We start from the raw sequence: 17,730 nt of genomic DNA, 5'->3' as shown, positions 1-17,730 counted from the left end.
GGCTGTGCCGGTGCCATCGACCCGGACCACGACCACGACGCTGCTCGTGTCGGCCCTCGTGGTCTACAGCGCCCAGGGGATGCTCGTCCCGGTGCTGGCGCCCGTCACCCGGCTGGTCGGGCTCGGCGAGGTCGACCTCGGCGCCGTCATGACGCTGTCCGCGGCGATGCTCGTGCTGACCGGTCCGTGGTGGGGCCGCGAGGTCGACCGGGTCGGCGTCCACGCGGTCCTCGTGCGCGGCCTGCTGATCGCCACGATCGGTGCGGCGGGCTTCGCCGTGATGACCGAGGTCGCCGTCCGGCAGGAGCTGCCGCGGTGGCTCGTGCTCTCGGCGTTCGCCCTCACCCGGGGCGTGCTCTACGGCGTCGGCTTCGCCGCCGTCCCCGTCGCGGCGCTGACCTATCTCGCCTCCACGAGCGACGGCGCCACCGCGCGCACGCAGGCGATGGGCGCGTTCGGAGCGGTGCAGGGCATCTCGCTCGTCGTGGGTCCCGCCATCGGCGGCCTCGCGGCGATCGGCGGGCTGCTGCTGCCGGTGCACCTCGCGCCCGTCCTCGTCGGGGCGACCCTCGTCGCCGTGTGGCTGCTGCCCGCGCCCGAGCGGCAGGAGCGCCCCGAGCGCGAGCGACTCGGCTTCGGCGACCCGCGTGTGCTGCCCTACCTCGCGGCGGGCGCCGCGCTCTTCCTCGGCCTGGCGCTCGTCGAGATCATCCTCGGCTTCCTCGTGCAGGACCGCCTCGGCCTCACGAACAGCGAGACCGCGGGCGTCGTCGCCGTCGCGGGCGTCGCGATCGGCATCGGCTTCGCCCTCACGCAGGCCGTCGTCGCACCCCGCGTCCCCGGCGGGCCGCGCGCGCTCATCGTGATCGGCAGCCTCGTCGCCGCGGCCGGCTACGCACTCGCGATCGTCGCCACCACGCTCGGCGTGCTGCTGCCGGCGCTCATGGTCATCGCGGCCGGACTCGGGCTCGCCGTGCCCGGCTACAACGGCGGCGCCACGCTCGTCGTCGAGCCGTCGGAGCACGCCGCGGTCGCGGGCCAGCTCTCGGCGACCGTGGGTCTCACCTATGTGATCGGGCCGGTGCTGGGCGCCGGTCTCTACGGCCTCAACGACCTCGCCCCGATCGTCGGCGCCGCCCTCCTCTCGGTCGTGGCGGCCGTCGTGGCTGCCGCCAGCGTCCGACCCGTGGCACGATGACGCCATGGGCGTCGTGCATCCCGGATCCGAGCTGAACCCCACCAAGGCCGAGCTGCTGGAAGCCTGGCTGCCGAGCCGCGACTGGTGGCCGCAGGGCGCGGAGGTGCCCGCCTTCCAGGCGAACTTCCGCTTCGACGACCCCGAGGGCGAGGTCGGCATCGAGTCGTTCCTGCTCCCCGTGGGCGACGACATCGTGCACGTGCCGCTGACCTACCGCTCCGCCCCGCTCGAGGGCGCCGAGCTCGTGGGCGAGATGGACCACTCGGCGCTGGGCCGCCGCTGGGTCTACGACGGCGCGACCGACCCGGTCTACCTCGCCGAGGCGGCCGCCGTGATCCGTGAGGGTCGCGGCGAGGTGACGATGCTGACGCCCGAGGGCGAGCCGATCCCCCGCCGCCGGTTCACCGCTGCCGTGCACGGCAGCGGCACGGGCCACGGCCAGCTGCACGTCGCGCGGATCGTCGAGGCCCACGCGCCCGCCGAGGCCTCGGGCATCCTCACGGCCACGTGGGCCGAGCACCCCGGCCCCGCGGTCCTGGCCTGGCTCGCCTGACCGCCCGTCCCGAGATGTGCTCCCTCTTCTACGTTTCAGACCTGCTGAAAGGTAGAAATCGGAGCAGATCTCGTCACGCGAGGGTCAGAGGATGGCGCCGGGCGCGTAGGCCGCGGCGTCGGGGTGGCGCTGCAGGACGGCCTCGACCTGCGTGAGCACCTGCTGGACCTGCGAGACGGCCGCGCCGGTGAAGGCCAGTGGCTCGGCGACGAGGCGCTGCAGGTCGTCGGCCGTGAGGCCGAGCCGCTCGTCCGCGGCGAGACGGTCGAAGAGGTCGTTGTCGGCCGTGCCCTGCTCGCGCATCTCCAGCGCGACGGCGACCGCGTGCTCCTTGATGGCCTCGTGGGCCGACTCGCGGCCGACGCCGTGGCGCACCGCGGCCATGAGCACCTTGGTGGTGGCCAGGAAGGGCAGGTAGCGGTCGAGCTCGCGCTGGACCACGGCCGGGAAGGCACCGAACTCGTCGAGCACGGTCAGGAAGGTCTCGAAGAGGCCGTCGGCGGCGTAGAACGCGTCGGGCAGCGCCACGCGGCGCACGACCGAGCACGACACGTCGCCCTCGTTCCACTGGTCGCCCGAGAGCTCGCCGACCATCGACGCGTAGCCGCGCAGGACGACGGCGAGGCCGTTGACGCGCTCGCACGAGCGGGTGTTCATCTTGTGCGGCATCGCCGAGGAGCCGACCTGGCCGGGCTTGAAGCCCTCGGTGACGAGCTCGTTGCCCGCCATGAGGCGGATCGTGAGGGCCAGGCTCGACGGCGCGGCGACCAGCTGCACGAGCGCGCTGACGGCGTCGAAGTCCAGCGAGCGCGGGTAGACCTGGCCGACGCTGGTGAACGTGCGCTCGAAGCCCAGGTGCGCCGCGACGCGCTGCTCGAGGTCGGCGAGCTTCGCCTCGTCACCGCCGAGGAGGTCGAGCATGTCCTGGCCGGTGCCCACCGGGCCCTTGATGCCGCGCAGCGGGTAGCGCGCGATGAGCTGCTCGACGCGCTCGATGCCCACCAGCAGCTCGTCGGCGGTGGTGGCGAAGCGCTTGCCGAGCGTGGTGGCCTGCGCGGCGACGTTGTGGCTGCGGCCGGCCATGACGAGCTCGGCGTGCTCGCCCGCGAGGCGACCGAGGCGCGCCAGCGCGGCGACGGCGCGGTCGCGCACCAGCTCGAGCGACGCGCGCACCTGCAGCTGCTCGACGTTCTCGGTGAGGTCGCGCGAGGTCATGCCCTTGTGGATGTGCTCGCTGCCGGCCAGCGCGGCGAACTCCTCGATGCGCGCCTTGACGTCGTGGCGGGTGACGCGCTCGCGCGCGGCGATCGAGTCGAGGTCGACCTGGTCGACGACGGCCTCGTGCGCCTCGATGACGCCGTCGGGGGTCTCCACCCCGAGGTCGCGCTGGGCCTTCAGCACCGCGATCCACAGCTGCCGCTCGAGGACGATCTTGTGCTCGGGCGACCAGATGCGGGCCAGCTCGGCGGAGGCGTAGCGGGAGGCGAGGACGTTCGGAGTGGTCACCGGCCCATTGTCGCAGTCCGCGGTCAGGGCGTGGAGAGCAGGACGCGGCCCTCGTCGTCGAGCAGCTTGCCCTGACGCTTGACGCTGCGCACGATCGTGGCGCGGTCGGTGACCCGCCATCCCGGCACGCGCTCCGCTGCCGTGCCCTCGAACTCGAACAGCTCGGCAAGGGCGTTGAACCGCACCACCAGCGCGAGGTTGGACGCGCCCACGACGGCCGCGCACCGCACGACGCAGGGCAGGTCGCCGATCACGTCGCCCGCCGTGCGCGGGTCGTCCGCCTCGGCCTCGAGGATCACGCCGCGTCCCGCACCGCCCGCGGAGGCCACGACGTCGCAGCCCAGCCGGATCGCGCGCGAGCGCAGCGCCCGCTCCAGCAGGCGGCGCGCGGTGGGCTCGGGACGGTCGAGCCGGCGCCCGATGTCGGCCACGCTCATGCGGGGGTCCTCGATGAGGATCTCGGTGAGCTGGGCGAGCACCTCCGCGTCGGGCGGCGTGACGGTGCCGTCGCCACGGCGGTCGAGCCCGCTGACCTGCTCGGGGCTGAGCGCGCCGAGTCGCCACTGCGCGTCCTCGCGGTGCACTCCGGCGATGAACGAGGCGCGCGTGCCGACGATGTCGGGATCGTCGCCCACGAAGGTGTCGACCGCCTGCCGCATCTGACCCAGTCCGCGGCCGATGAGGATGATGGCGACATCGTCCTTGCCGGCCAGCAGGTCGACGGAGTAGACCTCCTCCGCCTGGGCGATCTGCTCGGCGACCCGGACGTCGGCACCGGGACGGCAGGTCAGCTTGAGGACCACGGCATCGCGGTCGGGCGCCAGCTGCTCGGCGCTGGGACGCACCACGAACCAGGCCAGCCGCTCGGCGACCAGACGGTCCCAGCGACGGGCGGCGGTGGCGGGGTCGACGCCGATCGTGCGGCCGATGGCGCTCCACGGGGCCCGGGGAGCGACCTGCAGGGCGTGCACGAGCGCGAGGTCGACCTCGGGGAGCTCAGGCAGGGACTGCGACGACGCGTACATGCGGCCAGAATACGGGTTGCCGGTCCGACCGCACGCCCAGGTGACGGATCAGCCCGCCGAGGGCCCTCCGACTGACGGAACCGCGCTGTGGCGTCGGCGGGGACTCAGCCGGGCAGGTTCGCCGCGATGTCGCGCCGGTGGTGCGCCCCGCGGATGCGGATGAGGTCGACGGCCTCGTACGCGCGGGCCCGGGCCTGGTCGAGGTCGTCGCCGACGGCCGTCACCGACAGCACGCGGCCACCGGCCGTGACCAGGTTGCCGTCCTCGTCGATCTTCGTGCCGGCGTGGATCACGTCGACCCCCTCGACCGCGTTGGCCTCGTCGAGTCCCTCGATGCGGTCGCCGGTGACGGGCGACTCGGGGTAGTGCTCCGAGGCGATCACCACGGTGAGCGCGGCGCCGTCGCGCCACTGCGGCAGCCCGACCTCGGCGAGCGTGCCCGTGGCGGCGCCGTGCAGGAGCGCCGACAGCGGCGTCCTCAGCAGCGACAGCAGCGCCTGGGTCTCGGGGTCGCCGAAGCGGGCGTTGAACTCGACCACGCGCGTGCCGCGGCTGGTGAGGGCGAGGCCGGCGTAGAGCAGCCCCTGGAACGGGGTGCCGCGCGCGGCCATCTCCTTGACGGTGGGCAGCAGGACCCGCTGGGTCACGTCGCTCACGAGGTCGTCGGGCGCCCAGTCGAGCGGGGTGTACGCACCCATGCCGCCGGTGTTCGGTCCCTCGTCGTCGTCGAGGGCGCGCTTGAAGTCCTGCGCCGGCTGCAGCGGCAGCACGGTGGAGCCGTCGGTGATCGCGAACAGCGACACCTCGGGACCGTCGAGGTACTCCTCGATCACGACGCGATCGCACGAGACGCCGTGGTCGTAGGCCGCCTGGCGGTCCTCGGTGACGACGACGCCCTTGCCGGCCGCGAGGGCATCGTCCTTGACGACGTAGGGCGGGCCGAAGGTGTCGAGCGCGTCGGCGACCTGCTCGGCCGTCTCACACACGCGCGCCATCGCGGTGGGCACCTCGGCGGCGGCCATGACCTGCTTCGCGAACGCCTTCGAGCCCTCGAGCTGCGCGGCCTCGGCGCTGGGACCGAAGCAGGCGATGCCCGCATCGCGCACCGCGTCGGCGACGCCCGCGACGAGCGGGGCCTCGGGTCCGACGACGACGAGCCCGGCGCCGATGCGGGTGGCGAGGTCGGCCACGGCGGCGCCGTCGAGCGGGTCGACGGGGTGCAGGGTGGCGATGTCGGCCATGCCCGGGTTGCCCGGGGCGGCGTGGACCTCGGTGACCTGCGGGTCGCGGGAGAGGGCCAGGGACAGGGCGTGCTCGCGGCCGCCGGTGCCGATGACGAGAACCTTCACCCGTCGAGCCTATCGCCGGTGCGCACGGGCTCCCGCATCGATCAGGACGGCGTGATGTCGGCGGCGATCTCGCGCGCGAACGCCACGAGCGCGTCCCACGGGCGCGGGCCGTCGGTGCCGGTGAGGAACGAGGACCACGTCAGCGGCGGCGGCGCCGGCAGTGCGAGGTCGTCGAAGGCGCGGGTCCAGCCGGCCAGCAGGCGCTCGTCGTAGCGGCCCGAGGCGAGCAGGAAGCTCGTGACGGCCGAGACCGTGCCGCGCCGGGCCTCGTCGTCCTCGCGCAGCAGCTCGGCCAGGTCGGCGCCGAAGCCCTCGGCGTCGAACTCGGGCCACGACGCGGCGGCGTGCAGGCCGTCGCGCAGCAGGTCGGGCAGGCGGTCCCAGTCGGTGATGTCCTCGCGGTGTGGTCCGAACGCGATCGTGGCCAGCGCCGAGACGACGCCGCCCGCGCCGATGGCCGCGAAGAACCCCGCCATCGCCTCGGGGCGCCGGTGCTGGCGCTCCAGCACGCGCAGGAGCCGCGTGAAGCGCGCCGCCTGCTGCCGCGAGACCAGGTCGGCCGGAGGAAGGACGTCAGTCATCGGCCCCCCGGGACCCGCGACCCGTGACGACGTCGCCGAGGGCGCTGACGACCTCGTCGAGCGTCAGCGGCGCGAGGGTGACCTCGACCTCCTCGGTGCCCGTGCGCGGGGCGTGCTCGACCCGGTACCAGCCCTGCGGACCGGCGTCGACGACCGTGACGGTGGCGTCGACGTCGCGCTCGGCCCAGTTGCCGGTGGCGCGCCAGGCCAGACGCCAGCCCTCGAGGACCGGGTCGAGGTCGGCGTCGCCGCTGGGGTCGACGCCCTCGAGCGTCATGGCCGCGTCGATGACGGTGGTGTTCGTCGTGACCGTGGGTCGCTCGGCCGGGACCTCGCGGTCGAAGATCGCCAGCCACTGGCGCAGCTGGTCGCGCAGCAGGCCGAGCTCGGTGGCGGTGACGACGACGGCGCCCTCGGTGTCGGGCGCGCTCGTGGTGGCGCGGCCGTCGGGCATCCAGCCGATGAACAGGGGCGAGAGGGTGGCGCCGTCGAAGCGCTCGACGACGATGCTGCGCGCGGGACCCACCGCGACCTCGACCAGGCTCGCGGCCGTGGGGTGGACGCCCGCGGAGGTCACGAGGCCCTCCTGGCGCAGGCGGGTGGGCGCGTCGGCCGGGGCCACGCGGCCGGCGTGCACCTCGGCCAGCTTGATGAGGTCGTCGTAGCCGACGGTGAGCTGCAGGAAGGTCTCGTCGAGTCTCGGCACGGTGGCTCCAGCGTTCGCAGGGGTGTCGTTCATGTCAGTCCCAGAACGTCAGCTTGTCGCCGACGTCCTTCCAGGTGTCGCCGTCGGTGACGGTGTCCCAGGCCTTCGAGGCGCCGTCGCTGATCTCGTCCCAGTGGTCCACCACCTCGGCGCCGGCCCAGACCAGGCCGGTGCCCACGGCGATGGCGCCGGTGACCGGGTTGGGCGCGATGAGGAACGCCGTGGTGGAGGCGCTGAAGGCGGTCTCGGCCACGTCGGCCACGTAGCCGGCGCCCTCGCGCTCGAAGGCGTCGATCGGGTTGCCCTGCTGGATCAGGTTGTTGACGCCGACCGCCGTGCTGTAGACGCCACCCACGATGCCGAGGCCGCGCATGAGGCCCAGGCCTCCGGGGTTGCGGCTCAGCGGGTCGGCCCAGCCGGCGGTCGGGAAGCGGGTGCCCGGTCCGGCCCACTTGGGCAGCTTGTTCAGCAGCGCGGTGGGCGGGGCCGCGTGGCGCCCGCCGCCCGAGAGCATCCAGCGCGCCCACTCGCCCGTGCGCCCGCCGGCGTTGGCCATGCGGGTCAGCATGTTGCGGCCGACGAGGCCGGTCTGGAAGATGGGCGCGACGCCCGTGGCCATCTTCTTCATCTTGCCCAGCGCCGAGGCGATGGAGATGAGCGGGAAGTCGTCGTCGTTGCCGAAGATGTTGCCGAACTCGGCGCCGAGGTACTCCCCCAGCAGGTCGTTGAGGGTGTCGTTGATGGCGCTGAGCGACATCGTGACCTTGCCCTCGCCCGACTCGTCGAGCAGCAGCGCAATGTCGGCCAGGCCGTTGAGCTTCTCGGCCGCGTCGTCGAGGAACGTCGCCTTGGCCTCGATGTTCTCCAGGCTCGGCAGCGCGACCGGGCTGGCGGAGCGCGCGGACGCGGCGTTGGTGCGGATCTTCGACGCCAGCTCCTCCGCGCGGGTGGCCGACAGCGTGAGCTTGTCGTAGTCCATCTCGACGGTCATAGCGTGACCTCCTCCTTCACGGCGAACCACAGCGCGACGTGCTCGGGGCGGGTGCCGCCGGCCACGCGCGGGGGGACGAGGTCGTGCTCGCGCACGAACGACCATTCGACGACGGCCATGTTGAGCGGCGAGGCCCACCGGCGCGAGGCGACCAGCACGCCGGCCTCGCTGCGCAGCGTGAGCAGCTTCGGCAGGCCGCGGTGGGTGAGCTGCATGCCGGGGAGCACGAACCGCTGGTCTCCGGTGACCGCGAGACGCTGGCGCCGTCCGAGGCCGCTGCGCTTCCCCTCGGTGGTGATCGTGGCGACGCGCTCGCCGTTCAGCGTCACAGGGACCCCGTCGTCGTAGGCGTCGCGGAACGGGTTCGCCTGCCGCTCGGCGGCGGTGCGTCGATCGGTCAGGTCGAGGGTCACCGTCGCGTCGCCCACCGTGGCCTCGATCGCGTCCGCGCGGCGCACCAGGCGCACCGGACCCCATGACGACCGGCGGTGGGACCGCCACTCGTACCTCTGCTCGTCGCTCACACCGTCTCCCCCGTGAATGTGCTTCGAAGATCCTAGAGCAGGTCGTGCAGGACGACCGTCTCCTCGCGGTCGGGACCGACGCCGACGGCGCTGATGCGCGAACCGCTCATCGCCTCGATCTCGCGCACGTACGACTGCGCGTTCGCGGGCAGGTCGGACAGCTCGCGGGCACCGCTGATGTCCTCGGTCCAGCCGGGGAAGAACTCGTAGATCGGCTTGGCGTGGTGGAAGCCCGTCTGGGTCATCGGCATCTCGTCGACGCGCTCGCCGTCGACCTCGTACGCCACGCACACGGGGATCTGCTCCCAGCCGGTGAGGACGTCGAGCTTGGTCATCACGAAGTCGGTGACGCCGTTGATGCGCGCGGCATAGCGCGCCACCGGGGCGTCGTACCAGCCGCAGCGACGGGGGCGACCGGTCGTGGTGCCGAACTCGCCGCCGTTCTCGCGCAGGCGGTCGCCGTCGGCGTCGAACAGCTCGGTGGGGAACGGGCCCTCGCCCACGCGGGTGGCGTAGGCCTTGACGATCCCGATCACGCGCGTGATGTCGGTGGGGGCGATGCCCGAGCCCGTGCACGCGCCGCCCGTGGTGGCCGACGAGCTGGTGACGAACGGGTAGGTGCCGTGGTCGACGTCGAGCAGCGTGGCCTGGCCGGCCTCGAGCAGCACGGTCTTGTCGTCGCGCAGCGCCTCGTGTAGCACGAGCGCGGTGTCGGCGACGTACGGACGCAGGCGGTCGACGTGGCCCAGCAGCGACTCGACGATCTCGTCGGCGTCGACCGCGCGGCGGTTGTAGACCTTGGTGAGGATCTGGTTCTTGAGGTCGAGCGCACCCTCGACCTTCGCCTGGAGGATCTTCTCGTCGAAGAGGTCCTGCACGCGGATGCCGAGGCGGTTCATCTTGTCGGCGTAGGTGGGGCCGATGCCGCGGCCGGTCGTGCCGATCTTGCGGCTGCCGAGGAAGCGCTCGTTGACCTTGTCGAGCGTGCGGTTGTAGTCGGCGATGAGGTGCGCGTTCGCGCTGACCAGCAGGCGCGACGTGTCGATGCCGCGCTCGTTGAGGCCGTCGATCTCCTGGAACAGGACGTCGAGGTCGATGACGACGCCGTTGCCGATCACCGGGACGCAGCCGGGCGTCAGGATGCCGCTGGGCAGCAGGTGCAGGGCGTACTTCTCGTCGCCGATGACGACGGTGTGGCCGGCGTTGTTGCCGCCGTTGAACTTCACGACGTAGTCGACGCGGCTGCCCAGGAGGTCCGTTGCCTTGCCCTTGCCCTCGTCACCCCACTGGGCTCCGACGATCACGACTGCGGGCATGGAATGCCACCCCTCCACCAGACGGAAAGCCCCGCTACGGGGGCTCGTGCTCGTCAATCCTACCGAGAACCCGCCGCGCGGGAGCCACCGGCGCTTGTCGCCGGGCGTGGAAGGACGGCGAAAAGGAGACATTCGCACCAGTTCAGGCGGAGTGATGGACATCACTGGAACGTGCCGTAGCCTTCCTGTAACTGCACGTGTAACGGTGAGTTGCATTGGGACTCCCCCGGACCCGCGGCACTCGAAGGAGGAACCCTCTTGCACCCCCATCGCCTGACCCTCGTCCCCGCGGGAGACGTCCACCTCTGGGTGCCGCGGTCCTCCACGCTGCGGGCGTTCGCGACCGCCGCGCCCGACCCCCGCCCGGTCACTCCCGACCAGCAGCGGCGCCTCGACGTCGCCGGCCTCCCGCGCCCCGTGGACGACGAGGTCAACCCCTGGATCGGCCTGCGCGCCACCCTCCACGGCGCCGACCTCACCTCCCTGGCGGGCACGCTGCGCCGCTACTGCGCCCGCCACGAGAGCCTGCGCTGCATGTTCGTGCGCCGCGACGACGGCAGCTACGAGCGACGCATCATCGACGCGGAGCTGATCGGCTTCCAGCCGCGCCACCTCGGCCACCATGCCGACCCGGGCGAGGCGTTCGACGCGGTCATGGCCGAGCTCGACGACCGCACGGGTCCGCTGTCGTGGCCCGCCGCCACGGTCGTCAGCGTCACCGACGCGAACGGCGACATCACGGTGTTCGCCGCCTTCGACCACGTGACCTTCGACGGCTACAGCGCCTACCTGACGATGGGCGAGCTCAAGCACCACCTCGAGGCCGAGCTGAACCACGCGCCCTTGCCCGCCCCCGTGGGCAGCTACGTCGACTTCGCCGTCGAGCAGCGCGCCCTCCAGGACGCGATCAGCCCCGACAGCCCGGCCCTCGAGCCCTGGCGCCGCGCGGCCGATGCCACGGGCGACCTGCCCGGCCTGCCGCGCGCCACCGGCGTCCGGCGCGGCGACCGGATCCAGCACCGGATGCGGTACCCCACCTTCGCGGGCCCCCGGCTGAGCCGGGCGTTCCACCGCTGGTGCGACCGGCACGACGTGCCACCCGCCCTGGCGTTCACCGCCGTGCTGCTGCGCGCCATGGTCGCGGAGGAGGACGACGAACGACTCACGGTGCTGATGTCCACGCACAACCGCAACCGCCCCGAGTGGCACCAGGCCATCGGCTGGTTCTCGGGCATCGTGCCGATGACGGTGGATCTCGGCCGCGACCTGCCGCTGATCGAGCTCGTGCGGCGCACGGCCGAGGCGTGGCAGTTCGGTCGCACCGCCGAGACGATCCCGCTGCCCCTGGCCAACCACCTCCTCGGCACCACGATGCGCCCCGCGGCGGTCGTGTCGTTCCTGGACTCACGCCACTGCCCCGGCCGGGACGGCTGGGAGGAGATGGACTCCACCGTGTTCCTCGGCGAGGTCGAGCCCAGCGACGAGATGCACCTGTGGATCAACTCGATGCCCTACGGCACCGAGCTGCTGCACCGCAGCCCCGACACCCCGCCCTGCACCGAATGGCTCGACCGCGTGATGAACCGGATGCGCGACCAGATGGTGGCGGTCACGCGCGAGGTCAACGACCCGATGGAGGCACTGACATGAGAATGACCCGCATCGAGGAGCTCGACACCATCGACGGTGACGTCTTCCTCCTCCGCCCGTCCGAGGAGTCCGCCGCCGCCCTGGCCGCCGCCCCGGCGAACGAGCACCGGCCGTCCTACATGCAGGACCAGCACCTGCGGCTCCGACGCGCCATGGAGCGGGTGGGCTCGGCCGACGCCAACTGGCTGGGCCTGTGCTTCGACGTCGAGGGCCCGCTCGACGTCGACGCCCTGCACCGCGCCGCCACCGCGTGGGTCCGTCGGCACGAGGTCATGTGGGGCACCTTCAAGGACGACCCCGCCGATCCCGACGGCGAGCTGACCCGCCACGCGATCGCGCCCGAGGACCTGACGCTCAGCCTGACCCCGCTCGGGTCGCACGCGGGCGACGAGGTCAACCAGGTCCTGCTCAAGCACTTCAGCGACGCCGTCGACCCGATCGACAACTTCGGCTATGCGATCGCCGGCGTCTCGGGCGAGGACCGGTCCACGATCTTCTGCGGGTTCGACCACTGCTACGGCGACGGCTTCAGCGTCCTGCTCGCCTACATGGAGCTCTCACAGCTGTACGCCAACGAGATCGGCGACGAGCAGGTCGAGATGCCTCCCGTGAAGGGCTACATGACGTACGCGCAGGAGGAGCGCGCCGACGCGCAGCAGTACGGCATCGACCACCCGTCGATGCAGTTCTGGGCCGACTACGCGATGGACGGCGCCGGCGCCAAGGACGGCTTCCCGATGGATCTCGGCATCGCCGAGGGCGAGCGGTTCTGGCTCGTCCCGATGGACTACGACATCCTCACGGCGGCCGAGTGCGACCGGCTCGAGGCGATCGCGAAGGAGGAGTCGGCCACGTTCCCGTCCGTCGTCTACGCCGCGTTCGCGCTGGCCGCACGCGACCTCGCCGGCGCGAGCGCCTACCGCTTCTTCAACCCCGTCGCGACGCGCCACACCCCCGAGACGCTCCCGACGATGGGCTGGATGATCAACGTCCTGCCGATCCACATCCCGGTCGCCCCCGAGGCCACGCTGTTCGACGTCGCGCGCGACGTGCGCCAGAAGTTCCGCGACGCGCGAGTGTGCGAGCCGGTGCCCGCCCTGCGCGTCATGGAGGTCGTCCAGGAGGCCTTCGGGTTCTCGCTCGAGGACACACACCGGCCCGCGATCGTCTCCTACCTCGACGGCCGGATGATCCCCGGCCAGGAGAAGTGGGCCCAGGACCGGTTCCACGGCACGACCGGCCAGGGGTACGACGACAACGTCAACGTCTGGATCAACCGCACGCCGACCGAGCTCTACGTGATGTGCAGCGTCCCGCAGACCCCCACGGCCGTGGCGAACGTCGACGCGTTCTTCACGTACGCCTCGAACCTCCTGCGCGGGGCCCTCACGCGCTAACGTCGAGCCCGTGAACTCCTGGCTGGCGGTCAGCAATGCCCAAGCGGGATCCTCCGACGAGGCGGTGATCGCCCAGGTCCTCGAGATCCTGCGCGAGGCCGCCGAGGTGGAGCACGTCGCCACCGAGGATCCCGACCACCTGGCGCGCACGCTGGCCGAGCACCCGGACGTCGACCTCGTCGTCTCGATGGGCGGCGACGGCAGCCTGCACGCCGTGGTCCAGGCGCTGCACGACGCGGGTCGGCTGCCGGGCACGCCCGTGGGCCTGGTGCCGCTGGGCACGGGCAACGACTTCGCCCGCACCCTGCAGCTGGCCGAGGACCCCGTCGACGCCGCGCGTGACCTGGCCGCCGGCTCGGTGCGCTCGATCGACCTGGTCCTGGACTCCACCGGCACGGTGGTGGTGAACGCCGCGCACGTGGGCATCGGCGCGGAGGCCGCGGCCCGGGCCGAGCCGGTGAAGCCCGCCCTCGGGCCCCTGGCCTACGTGCTGGGCGCGATCTCGACCTTGTTCACCCCGAGCGCCGACGTGCGCGTCACGATCGACGACCGCACGCTCAGCGGCCGGGTGGCCCAGGTGGCCGTGGGCAACGGCCGCTTCGTGGGCGGCGGCGGCGAGCTGCTGCCGAAGGCCGTGGTCGACGACGGCCTGATGGACGTGGCCGTGGCGTTCGCCGCCCGGCTGCCGCAGCGGATCGCGTACGCGCTGCACCTGCGTCGCGGCACGCACCCGAACGCCGACTTCGTGCACTACACGCGGGCGACGTCGGTGCGCGTGACCGGCGACGCCGTGCGCTGCACGACCGACGGCGAGCTCACCGATCCGCGCTCGGAGCACGGCTGGCGGATGCTCGCCGACGGCCTCGCGATGCGGCTGCCGGCCTGAGTCAGCCGACGAGCGCCTCGTAGCCCTCGCGGCTGGACTCGCGCAGGAACTCGCGGCAGCGGTGCGCCTCGGCGTCGTCACCGAGCCGCTCGCTGGCGGTGGCCAGGACGGCCAAGGCGTGCAAGAAGCCACGGTTCGCCTCGTGCGTCCACGGCACCGGGCCGTGACCGCGCCAGCCGTTGCGGCGCAGCGAGTCGAGGGAGCGGTGGTAGGCCGTGCGCGCGAACGCGTAGCCCTCGAGGTCGCGGCCGTCGGCGAGCGCGGCGTCGGCCAGGCGGGCCCACGCGGCGACCGAGTCGGGGTGGCGCGAGGCGACCTCGTCGGCCTCGGCGCCCTCGGCCAGCAGGGCCGTGCCCGGGTCCTCGGGCAGCAGCGTCTCGGGCGGTTCTCCCAGAAGGTTGGTCATGGTGAGCCAGCCTAGACGGGCGGTCCGACCGCTACCGCTGGTGCGTGTGCGCGATGTAGACGTCGCACGGGGCGTGCGCGGCGACGTCGCGCGCGATGCTGCCGAGCACGCGGGTCAGGCCCTGGACGCGCTTGTTGCCCACGACGATGACGTCGGCATCGAGCTCCTCGGCGGCGCGCACGAGCGCGTCGGCCGGCTTGCCCTCGCCGGCGCCGTACGTCACCTCGAGACCCGGGAAGTCCTTGCGGATCTGGCTGAAGACGTCGCCGGCGACGTCCTTGGCCGTCTGCTCGTTCGTGATGAGGATCTCCTCGGAGCCGACCTCGATGCGCTCGGCCTCGAAGTTCTTCCCGTACGCCGACAGGACGTGCAGGCGGGCACCGAGTCCGGCAGCCAGCTCGGCGGCCTTGCGGGCCGCGGCGGCCGCGGGGGCGGTGTTGTCGACGCCGGTGAGGACGATCTTGGCCATGGGTTTCCCTTCGTCACGCGGGCGAGGCCGCCCGGACTCCTGCCTCGACCCTAGTGGGAGTCGGGCTCCCGGAGTGGGTCCGGACGTCCGGTTCCCGGTCACCGAGACCCCGTGGACGCGACGACGGCGGGGACGATCCCTCGTCCCCGCCGTCGGTGCTCGGTGCCTCAGTGCGTGCCGGCGCTGCGCAGGTTCTGGCAGGCCTCGACGACGCGCGCCGCCATGCCGGCCTCGGCGGCCTTGCCCCAGGCGCGCGGGTCGTACGCCTTCTTGTTGCCGACCTCGCCGTCGACCTTCAGGACGCCGTCGTAGTTCTGGAACATGTGGCCCACGACCGGGCGGGTGAACGCGTACTGCGTGTCGGTGTCGACGTTCATCTTCACGACGCCGTAGTCGACGGCCGCGCTGATCTCCTCGGGCAGCGAGCCCGAGCCGCCGTGGAACACGAAGTCGAACGCGCGGTCCTTGCCGAACTTCGCGGCGACGGCCTCCTGCGCGGCCTTGAGGACCTCGGGGCGCAGCTTGACGTTGCCCGGCTTGTAGACGCCGTGGACGTTGCCGAAGGTCAGCGCCGTGAGGTAACGGCCGTTCTCGCCCAGGCCGAGGGCCTCCACGGTGGCGATCGCGTCCTCGGGCGAGGTGTAGAGCTTGTCGTTGATCTCGGCCTCGACGCCGTCCTCCTCGCCGCCCACGACGCCGATCTCGACCTCGAGGATGATGTGCGCGGCGTGCGCCTTGGCGAGCAGCTCCTGCGCGATCTCGAGGTTCTCGGCCAGCGGTACGGCCGAGCCGTCCCACATGTGCGACTGGAAGTACGGCAGGCCGCCGCCCTTCACGCGCTCGGCGGAGGCGTCGAGCAGCGGCCGGACGAAGCCGTCGAGCTTGTCCTTGGGGCAGTGGTCGGTGTGCAGCGCGACGTTGATCGGGTACTTCTTGGCGACCTCCTGCGCGAACGCGGCGAAGGCCAGCGAGCCCGAGACCATGTCCTTGACGGTGGGGCCGGAGAAGTACTCGGCGCCGCCGGTGGAGACCTGGATGATGCCGTCGCTGCCGGCCTCGGCGAAGCCGGCCAGGGCGGCGTTCAGCGTCTGGGAGGACGAGACGTTGATCGCGGGGTACGCGAAGGAGTCGTTCTTCGCCTTGTCCAGCATCTCGGCGTAGACCTCGGGAGTGGCGACGGGCATGGGTCCTCCTGTGGGAACTCGTGTTGCGGTCAGTATTCCACCGACGCGAGGTCGGCATGCTCACGGATCCAGGCGTGCATCGTGATCGCCGCCGCGGCCCCCGCGTTGATCGATCGCGTCGAGCCGAACTGGGCGATCGCGACCATCCGCTCACACGCCTGCGCGGCCTCGTCGGTGAGGCCCGGGCCCTCCTGGCCGAAGACGAGGACGGCGTCCAGCGGCAGCGACGTGGTCTCGATCGGGACGGCGCCGGGCAGGTTGTCGACGCCCACCACCGCGACCCCCGCCTGCTGCGCCCACGCGACGAACGCGGGGACGTCCTCGTGGTGGTACACGTGCACGTAGCGGTCGGTGACCATCGCGCCGCGGCGGTTCCAGCGGCGCTTGCCGATGATGTGCACGCCGCCCACGTTGAACGCGTTCGCGGTGCGCACGATCGAGCCGATGTTGAAGTCGTGCTGCCAGTTCTCGATGGCCACGTGCAGCCGGTGCCGCCGCAGGTCGAGGTCGGCGACGATCGCCTCCACGGTCCAGTAGCGGTACCGGTCGACGACGTTGCGGGTGTCGCCCTCGCGCAGCAGGTCGGGGTCCAGCCGCGGGTCGTCGGGCCACGGGCCCACCCACGGGCCGACGGTCACGCCACCCCGTACTGCTCGCGGTACGCGCGCACCGCGGGGAGGTGCTCGGCGTGCCGGCCGGTCTCCTCCAGGTACTCGATGATGTCGTCGAAGCTGACGATGGAGGTCACGGTGATGCCGTGGTCGCGCTCGACCTCCTGGATGGCGGAGAGCTCGCCCGTGCCGCGCTCGCGGCGGTCGACGGCGACGATGACGCCCGCGACCTCGGCGTCGAGGCGGTCGACCAGCGCGATGACCTCGCGGATCGCGGTGCCCGCGGTGATGACGTCGTCGATGACCAGCAGGCGGCCGCGCGGCTCGGCGCCGACGAACAGGCCGCCCTCGCCGTGGTCCTTCGCCTCCTTGCGGTTGAAGCACCACGGCACGTCGCGGTCGTGCGCGTCGGCCAGCTGCACCGCGGTGGCGGCGGCGAGCGGGATGCCCTTGTAGGCGGGACCGAGCAGGACGTCGAACTCCAGACCCGCGCCGGCGATCGCGTCGGCGTAGAAGCCGCCGAGCGCCGCCAGCCGCGCCCCGGTGTCGAACGCGCCCGCGTTGAAGAAGTACGGCGACGTCCGCCCGGACTTCAGGGTGAACTCCCCGAACCGCAGCACCTCGTGCTCGAGGGCGAACTCGATGAACCGGCGCTGGTAGTCGTGCACCCGCCCAGCGTAGGGCGCCCGCAGTTTCCCCGGTTAAGTGGGGAAACTGTCACGCGCCGGGCTTGCGCTCGGAGGAGACGAGGTCGCCGACGACGACGTTGCGGTCGTCGGTGCGGAAGAGCTCGGAGCAGGTCACGAGGGTGACGACGGCCTCGGTGGGCTCCTCGCCCTCGGCCTCGGGGTCGGGCACGGGCCACAGCGGCCACGAGGTCGTGAAGGGCACGCGGATCCGGTCGCCGTCCTGGCGCAGCTCGTAGGTGAAGACGTGCGTGCGGGTCTCGACGACGACCTCGTCGCCGGCGCGCAGCTTGAGGAAGTCGCGGAAGGGCTCGCCGTGCGTCACGCGATGGCCCGAGAGCACGAGGTTGCCGACCTCGCCGGGCAGCGCGCCGTCGGTGTCGCGACCGACCCCCTTCGCGAGGGTGGCGTCGTCGTCGCCGTCGAGGATCGGCACCTCGAAGTCGGCACCGAACCGCGGCACCCGCAGCAGCCCGGCGCCGGTGACCGGGTCCTCCTCCGCCTTCCAGGCCTCGGAGATCTCGCCGCGGATGCGCTCGTGCTCGCGCTGGGCGACGACGTTGGTGCCGAAGTACTGCCAGCCGACCCAGCCCAGGATCCCCACACCGGCGAGCAGCAGGACGACGCCCGCGACGAGCATGAGGCGCGAGGCGAGCGAGCGGGTCGGAGTGGCGGACACCTCCCCATTGTCG

General features: G+C 72.4%; 19 protein-coding genes. 5 read left to right on the top strand and 14 right to left on the bottom strand.

Going from position 1 to position 17,730, the window contains the following annotated elements; all coding sequences use genetic code 11:
- Positions 1–10 precede the first annotated feature (10 nt).
- Positions 11–1,198 carry an MFS transporter gene (locus BJ975_RS16110; protein WP_179427758.1) on the top strand — a complete coding sequence of 396 codons (1,188 nt, stop codon included), beginning with the start codon at positions 11–13 and terminating at the stop codon, positions 1,196–1,198.
- Positions 1,199–1,202: 4 nt separating this feature from the next.
- Positions 1,203–1,751: a maltokinase N-terminal cap-like domain-containing protein gene (locus BJ975_RS16105; RefSeq protein ID WP_179427756.1), complete on the top strand. Its 549-nt coding sequence runs from the start codon at positions 1,203–1,205 to the stop codon at positions 1,749–1,751.
- An 84-nt stretch (positions 1,752–1,835) separates the two neighbouring features.
- Here the strand turns inward: BJ975_RS16105 and purB are convergent, their stop codons facing one another.
- From purB to BJ975_RS16065, 8 genes are all read right to left on the bottom strand, one after another.
- Positions 1,836–3,257, bottom strand: coding sequence for an adenylosuccinate lyase (purB, locus tag BJ975_RS16100; RefSeq protein ID WP_317628241.1), 1,422 nt, complete (start codon positions 3,255–3,257; stop codon positions 1,836–1,838).
- Positions 3,258–3,280: 23 nt separating this feature from the next.
- Complete coding sequence (locus BJ975_RS16095; RefSeq protein WP_179427752.1) at positions 3,281–4,282, bottom strand: Lrp/AsnC family transcriptional regulator; 1,002 nt, start codon at positions 4,280–4,282, stop codon at positions 3,281–3,283.
- Between the two features lie 104 nt (positions 4,283–4,386).
- Positions 4,387–5,631 carry a phosphoribosylamine--glycine ligase gene (gene purD, locus BJ975_RS16090; protein WP_179427749.1) on the bottom strand — a complete coding sequence of 415 codons (1,245 nt, stop codon included), beginning with the start codon at positions 5,629–5,631 and terminating at the stop codon, positions 4,387–4,389.
- 41 nt (positions 5,632–5,672) lie between these two features.
- Positions 5,673–6,212, bottom strand: a complete 540-nt coding sequence (locus tag BJ975_RS16085; protein ID WP_179427747.1) for a hypothetical protein — start codon at positions 6,210–6,212, stop codon at positions 5,673–5,675.
- Positions 6,205–6,951: a hypothetical protein gene (locus BJ975_RS16080; protein ID WP_179427745.1), complete on the bottom strand. Its 747-nt coding sequence runs from the start codon at positions 6,949–6,951 to the stop codon at positions 6,205–6,207. The genes BJ975_RS16085 and BJ975_RS16080 overlap by 8 nt, the downstream gene beginning before the upstream one ends.
- A 1-nt stretch (position 6,952) precedes the next feature.
- The gene (locus BJ975_RS16075; RefSeq protein WP_179427743.1) at positions 6,953–7,909 is read right to left on the bottom strand and encodes a hypothetical protein; all 957 of its coding nucleotides are present in this window, start codon (positions 7,907–7,909) and stop codon (positions 6,953–6,955) included.
- Positions 7,906–8,433, bottom strand: a complete 528-nt coding sequence (locus BJ975_RS16070; protein WP_179427741.1) for a hypothetical protein — start codon at positions 8,431–8,433, stop codon at positions 7,906–7,908. Before BJ975_RS16070 ends, BJ975_RS16075 begins: the two co-directional genes overlap by 4 nt.
- A 32-nt stretch (positions 8,434–8,465) precedes the next feature.
- Complete coding sequence (locus tag BJ975_RS16065) at positions 8,466–9,749, bottom strand: adenylosuccinate synthase (protein ID WP_179427739.1); 1,284 nt, start codon at positions 9,747–9,749, stop codon at positions 8,466–8,468.
- A gap of 258 nt (positions 9,750–10,007) precedes the next feature.
- On the opposite strand from BJ975_RS16065, the gene BJ975_RS16060 reads away from it, so the two are divergent.
- From BJ975_RS16060 to BJ975_RS16050, 3 genes are read left to right on the top strand one after another with little or no spacing between them, the layout of a single operon-like run.
- Complete coding sequence (locus BJ975_RS16060; protein WP_179427737.1) at positions 10,008–11,399, top strand: condensation domain-containing protein; 1,392 nt, start codon at positions 10,008–10,010, stop codon at positions 11,397–11,399.
- Positions 11,396–12,796, top strand: coding sequence for a condensation domain-containing protein (locus BJ975_RS16055; protein ID WP_179427735.1), 1,401 nt, complete (start codon positions 11,396–11,398; stop codon positions 12,794–12,796). Before BJ975_RS16060 ends, BJ975_RS16055 begins: the two co-directional genes overlap by 4 nt.
- Before the next feature lie 10 nt (positions 12,797–12,806).
- Positions 12,807–13,682 (top strand): diacylglycerol/lipid kinase family protein, encoded by an 876-nt coding sequence (locus BJ975_RS16050; RefSeq protein ID WP_179427733.1) that lies wholly within the window; start codon positions 12,807–12,809, stop codon positions 13,680–13,682.
- A gap of 1 nt (position 13,683) precedes the next feature.
- Here the strand turns inward: BJ975_RS16050 and BJ975_RS16045 are convergent, their stop codons facing one another.
- From BJ975_RS16045 to BJ975_RS16020, 6 genes are all read right to left on the bottom strand, one after another.
- Complete coding sequence (locus tag BJ975_RS16045) at positions 13,684–14,088, bottom strand: DUF3151 domain-containing protein (RefSeq protein ID WP_179427731.1); 405 nt, start codon at positions 14,086–14,088, stop codon at positions 13,684–13,686.
- A 31-nt stretch (positions 14,089–14,119) separates the two neighbouring features.
- Positions 14,120–14,557, bottom strand: a complete 438-nt coding sequence (locus BJ975_RS16040; RefSeq protein ID WP_179427729.1) for a universal stress protein — start codon at positions 14,555–14,557, stop codon at positions 14,120–14,122.
- Positions 14,558–14,724: 167 nt separating this feature from the next.
- The gene (gene fbaA, locus BJ975_RS16035; protein ID WP_179427727.1) at positions 14,725–15,741 is read right to left on the bottom strand and encodes a class II fructose-bisphosphate aldolase; all 1,017 of its coding nucleotides are present in this window, start codon (positions 15,739–15,741) and stop codon (positions 14,725–14,727) included.
- Positions 15,742–15,770: 29 nt separating this feature from the next.
- Positions 15,771–16,379 (bottom strand): TrmH family RNA methyltransferase, encoded by a 609-nt coding sequence (locus tag BJ975_RS16030; protein WP_179427725.1) that lies wholly within the window; start codon positions 16,377–16,379, stop codon positions 15,771–15,773.
- Positions 16,376–17,020 carry an orotate phosphoribosyltransferase gene (pyrE, locus tag BJ975_RS16025; RefSeq protein ID WP_179427723.1) on the bottom strand — a complete coding sequence of 215 codons (645 nt, stop codon included), beginning with the start codon at positions 17,018–17,020 and terminating at the stop codon, positions 16,376–16,378. The genes BJ975_RS16030 and pyrE overlap by 4 nt, the downstream gene beginning before the upstream one ends.
- A gap of 49 nt (positions 17,021–17,069) precedes the next feature.
- Positions 17,070–17,717 carry a sortase gene (locus tag BJ975_RS16020; RefSeq protein ID WP_179427721.1) on the bottom strand — a complete coding sequence of 216 codons (648 nt, stop codon included), beginning with the start codon at positions 17,715–17,717 and terminating at the stop codon, positions 17,070–17,072.
- Between the last annotated feature and the right edge of the window lie 13 nt (positions 17,718–17,730).

Source organism: Aeromicrobium tamlense, assembly GCF_013408555.1.
Taxonomy (GTDB): domain Bacteria; phylum Actinomycetota; class Actinomycetes; order Propionibacteriales; family Nocardioidaceae; genus Aeromicrobium; species Aeromicrobium tamlense.
The sequence above is the reverse complement of the archived record's forward strand: the minus strand, read 5'-3'. Positions and strand labels throughout refer to the sequence as shown.

Excerpts from the sequence above, each read along its gene's own strand:
- BJ975_RS16105 (WP_179427756.1), top strand. The coding sequence starts at position 1,203 with ATGGGCGTCGTGCATCCCGGATCCGAGCTGAACCCCACCAAGGCCGAG.
- BJ975_RS16095 (WP_179427752.1), bottom strand. The coding sequence starts at position 4,282 with ATGTACGCGTCGTCGCAGTCCCTGCCTGAGCTCCCCGAGGTCGACCTC.
- BJ975_RS16085 (WP_179427747.1), bottom strand. The coding sequence starts at position 6,212 with ATGACTGACGTCCTTCCTCCGGCCGACCTGGTCTCGCGGCAGCAGGCG.
- BJ975_RS16080 (WP_179427745.1), bottom strand. The coding sequence starts at position 6,951 with ATGAACGACACCCCTGCGAACGCTGGAGCCACCGTGCCGAGACTCGAC.
- BJ975_RS16075 (WP_179427743.1), bottom strand. The coding sequence starts at position 7,909 with ATGACCGTCGAGATGGACTACGACAAGCTCACGCTGTCGGCCACCCGC.
- BJ975_RS16065 (WP_179427739.1), bottom strand. The coding sequence starts at position 9,749 with ATGCCCGCAGTCGTGATCGTCGGAGCCCAGTGGGGTGACGAGGGCAAG.
- BJ975_RS16055 (WP_179427735.1), top strand. The coding sequence starts at position 11,396 with ATGAGAATGACCCGCATCGAGGAGCTCGACACCATCGACGGTGACGTC.
- BJ975_RS16045 (WP_179427731.1), bottom strand. The coding sequence starts at position 14,088 with ATGACCAACCTTCTGGGAGAACCGCCCGAGACGCTGCTGCCCGAGGAC.
- BJ975_RS16040 (WP_179427729.1), bottom strand. The coding sequence starts at position 14,557 with ATGGCCAAGATCGTCCTCACCGGCGTCGACAACACCGCCCCCGCGGCC.
- fbaA (WP_179427727.1), bottom strand. The coding sequence starts at position 15,741 with ATGCCCGTCGCCACTCCCGAGGTCTACGCCGAGATGCTGGACAAGGCG.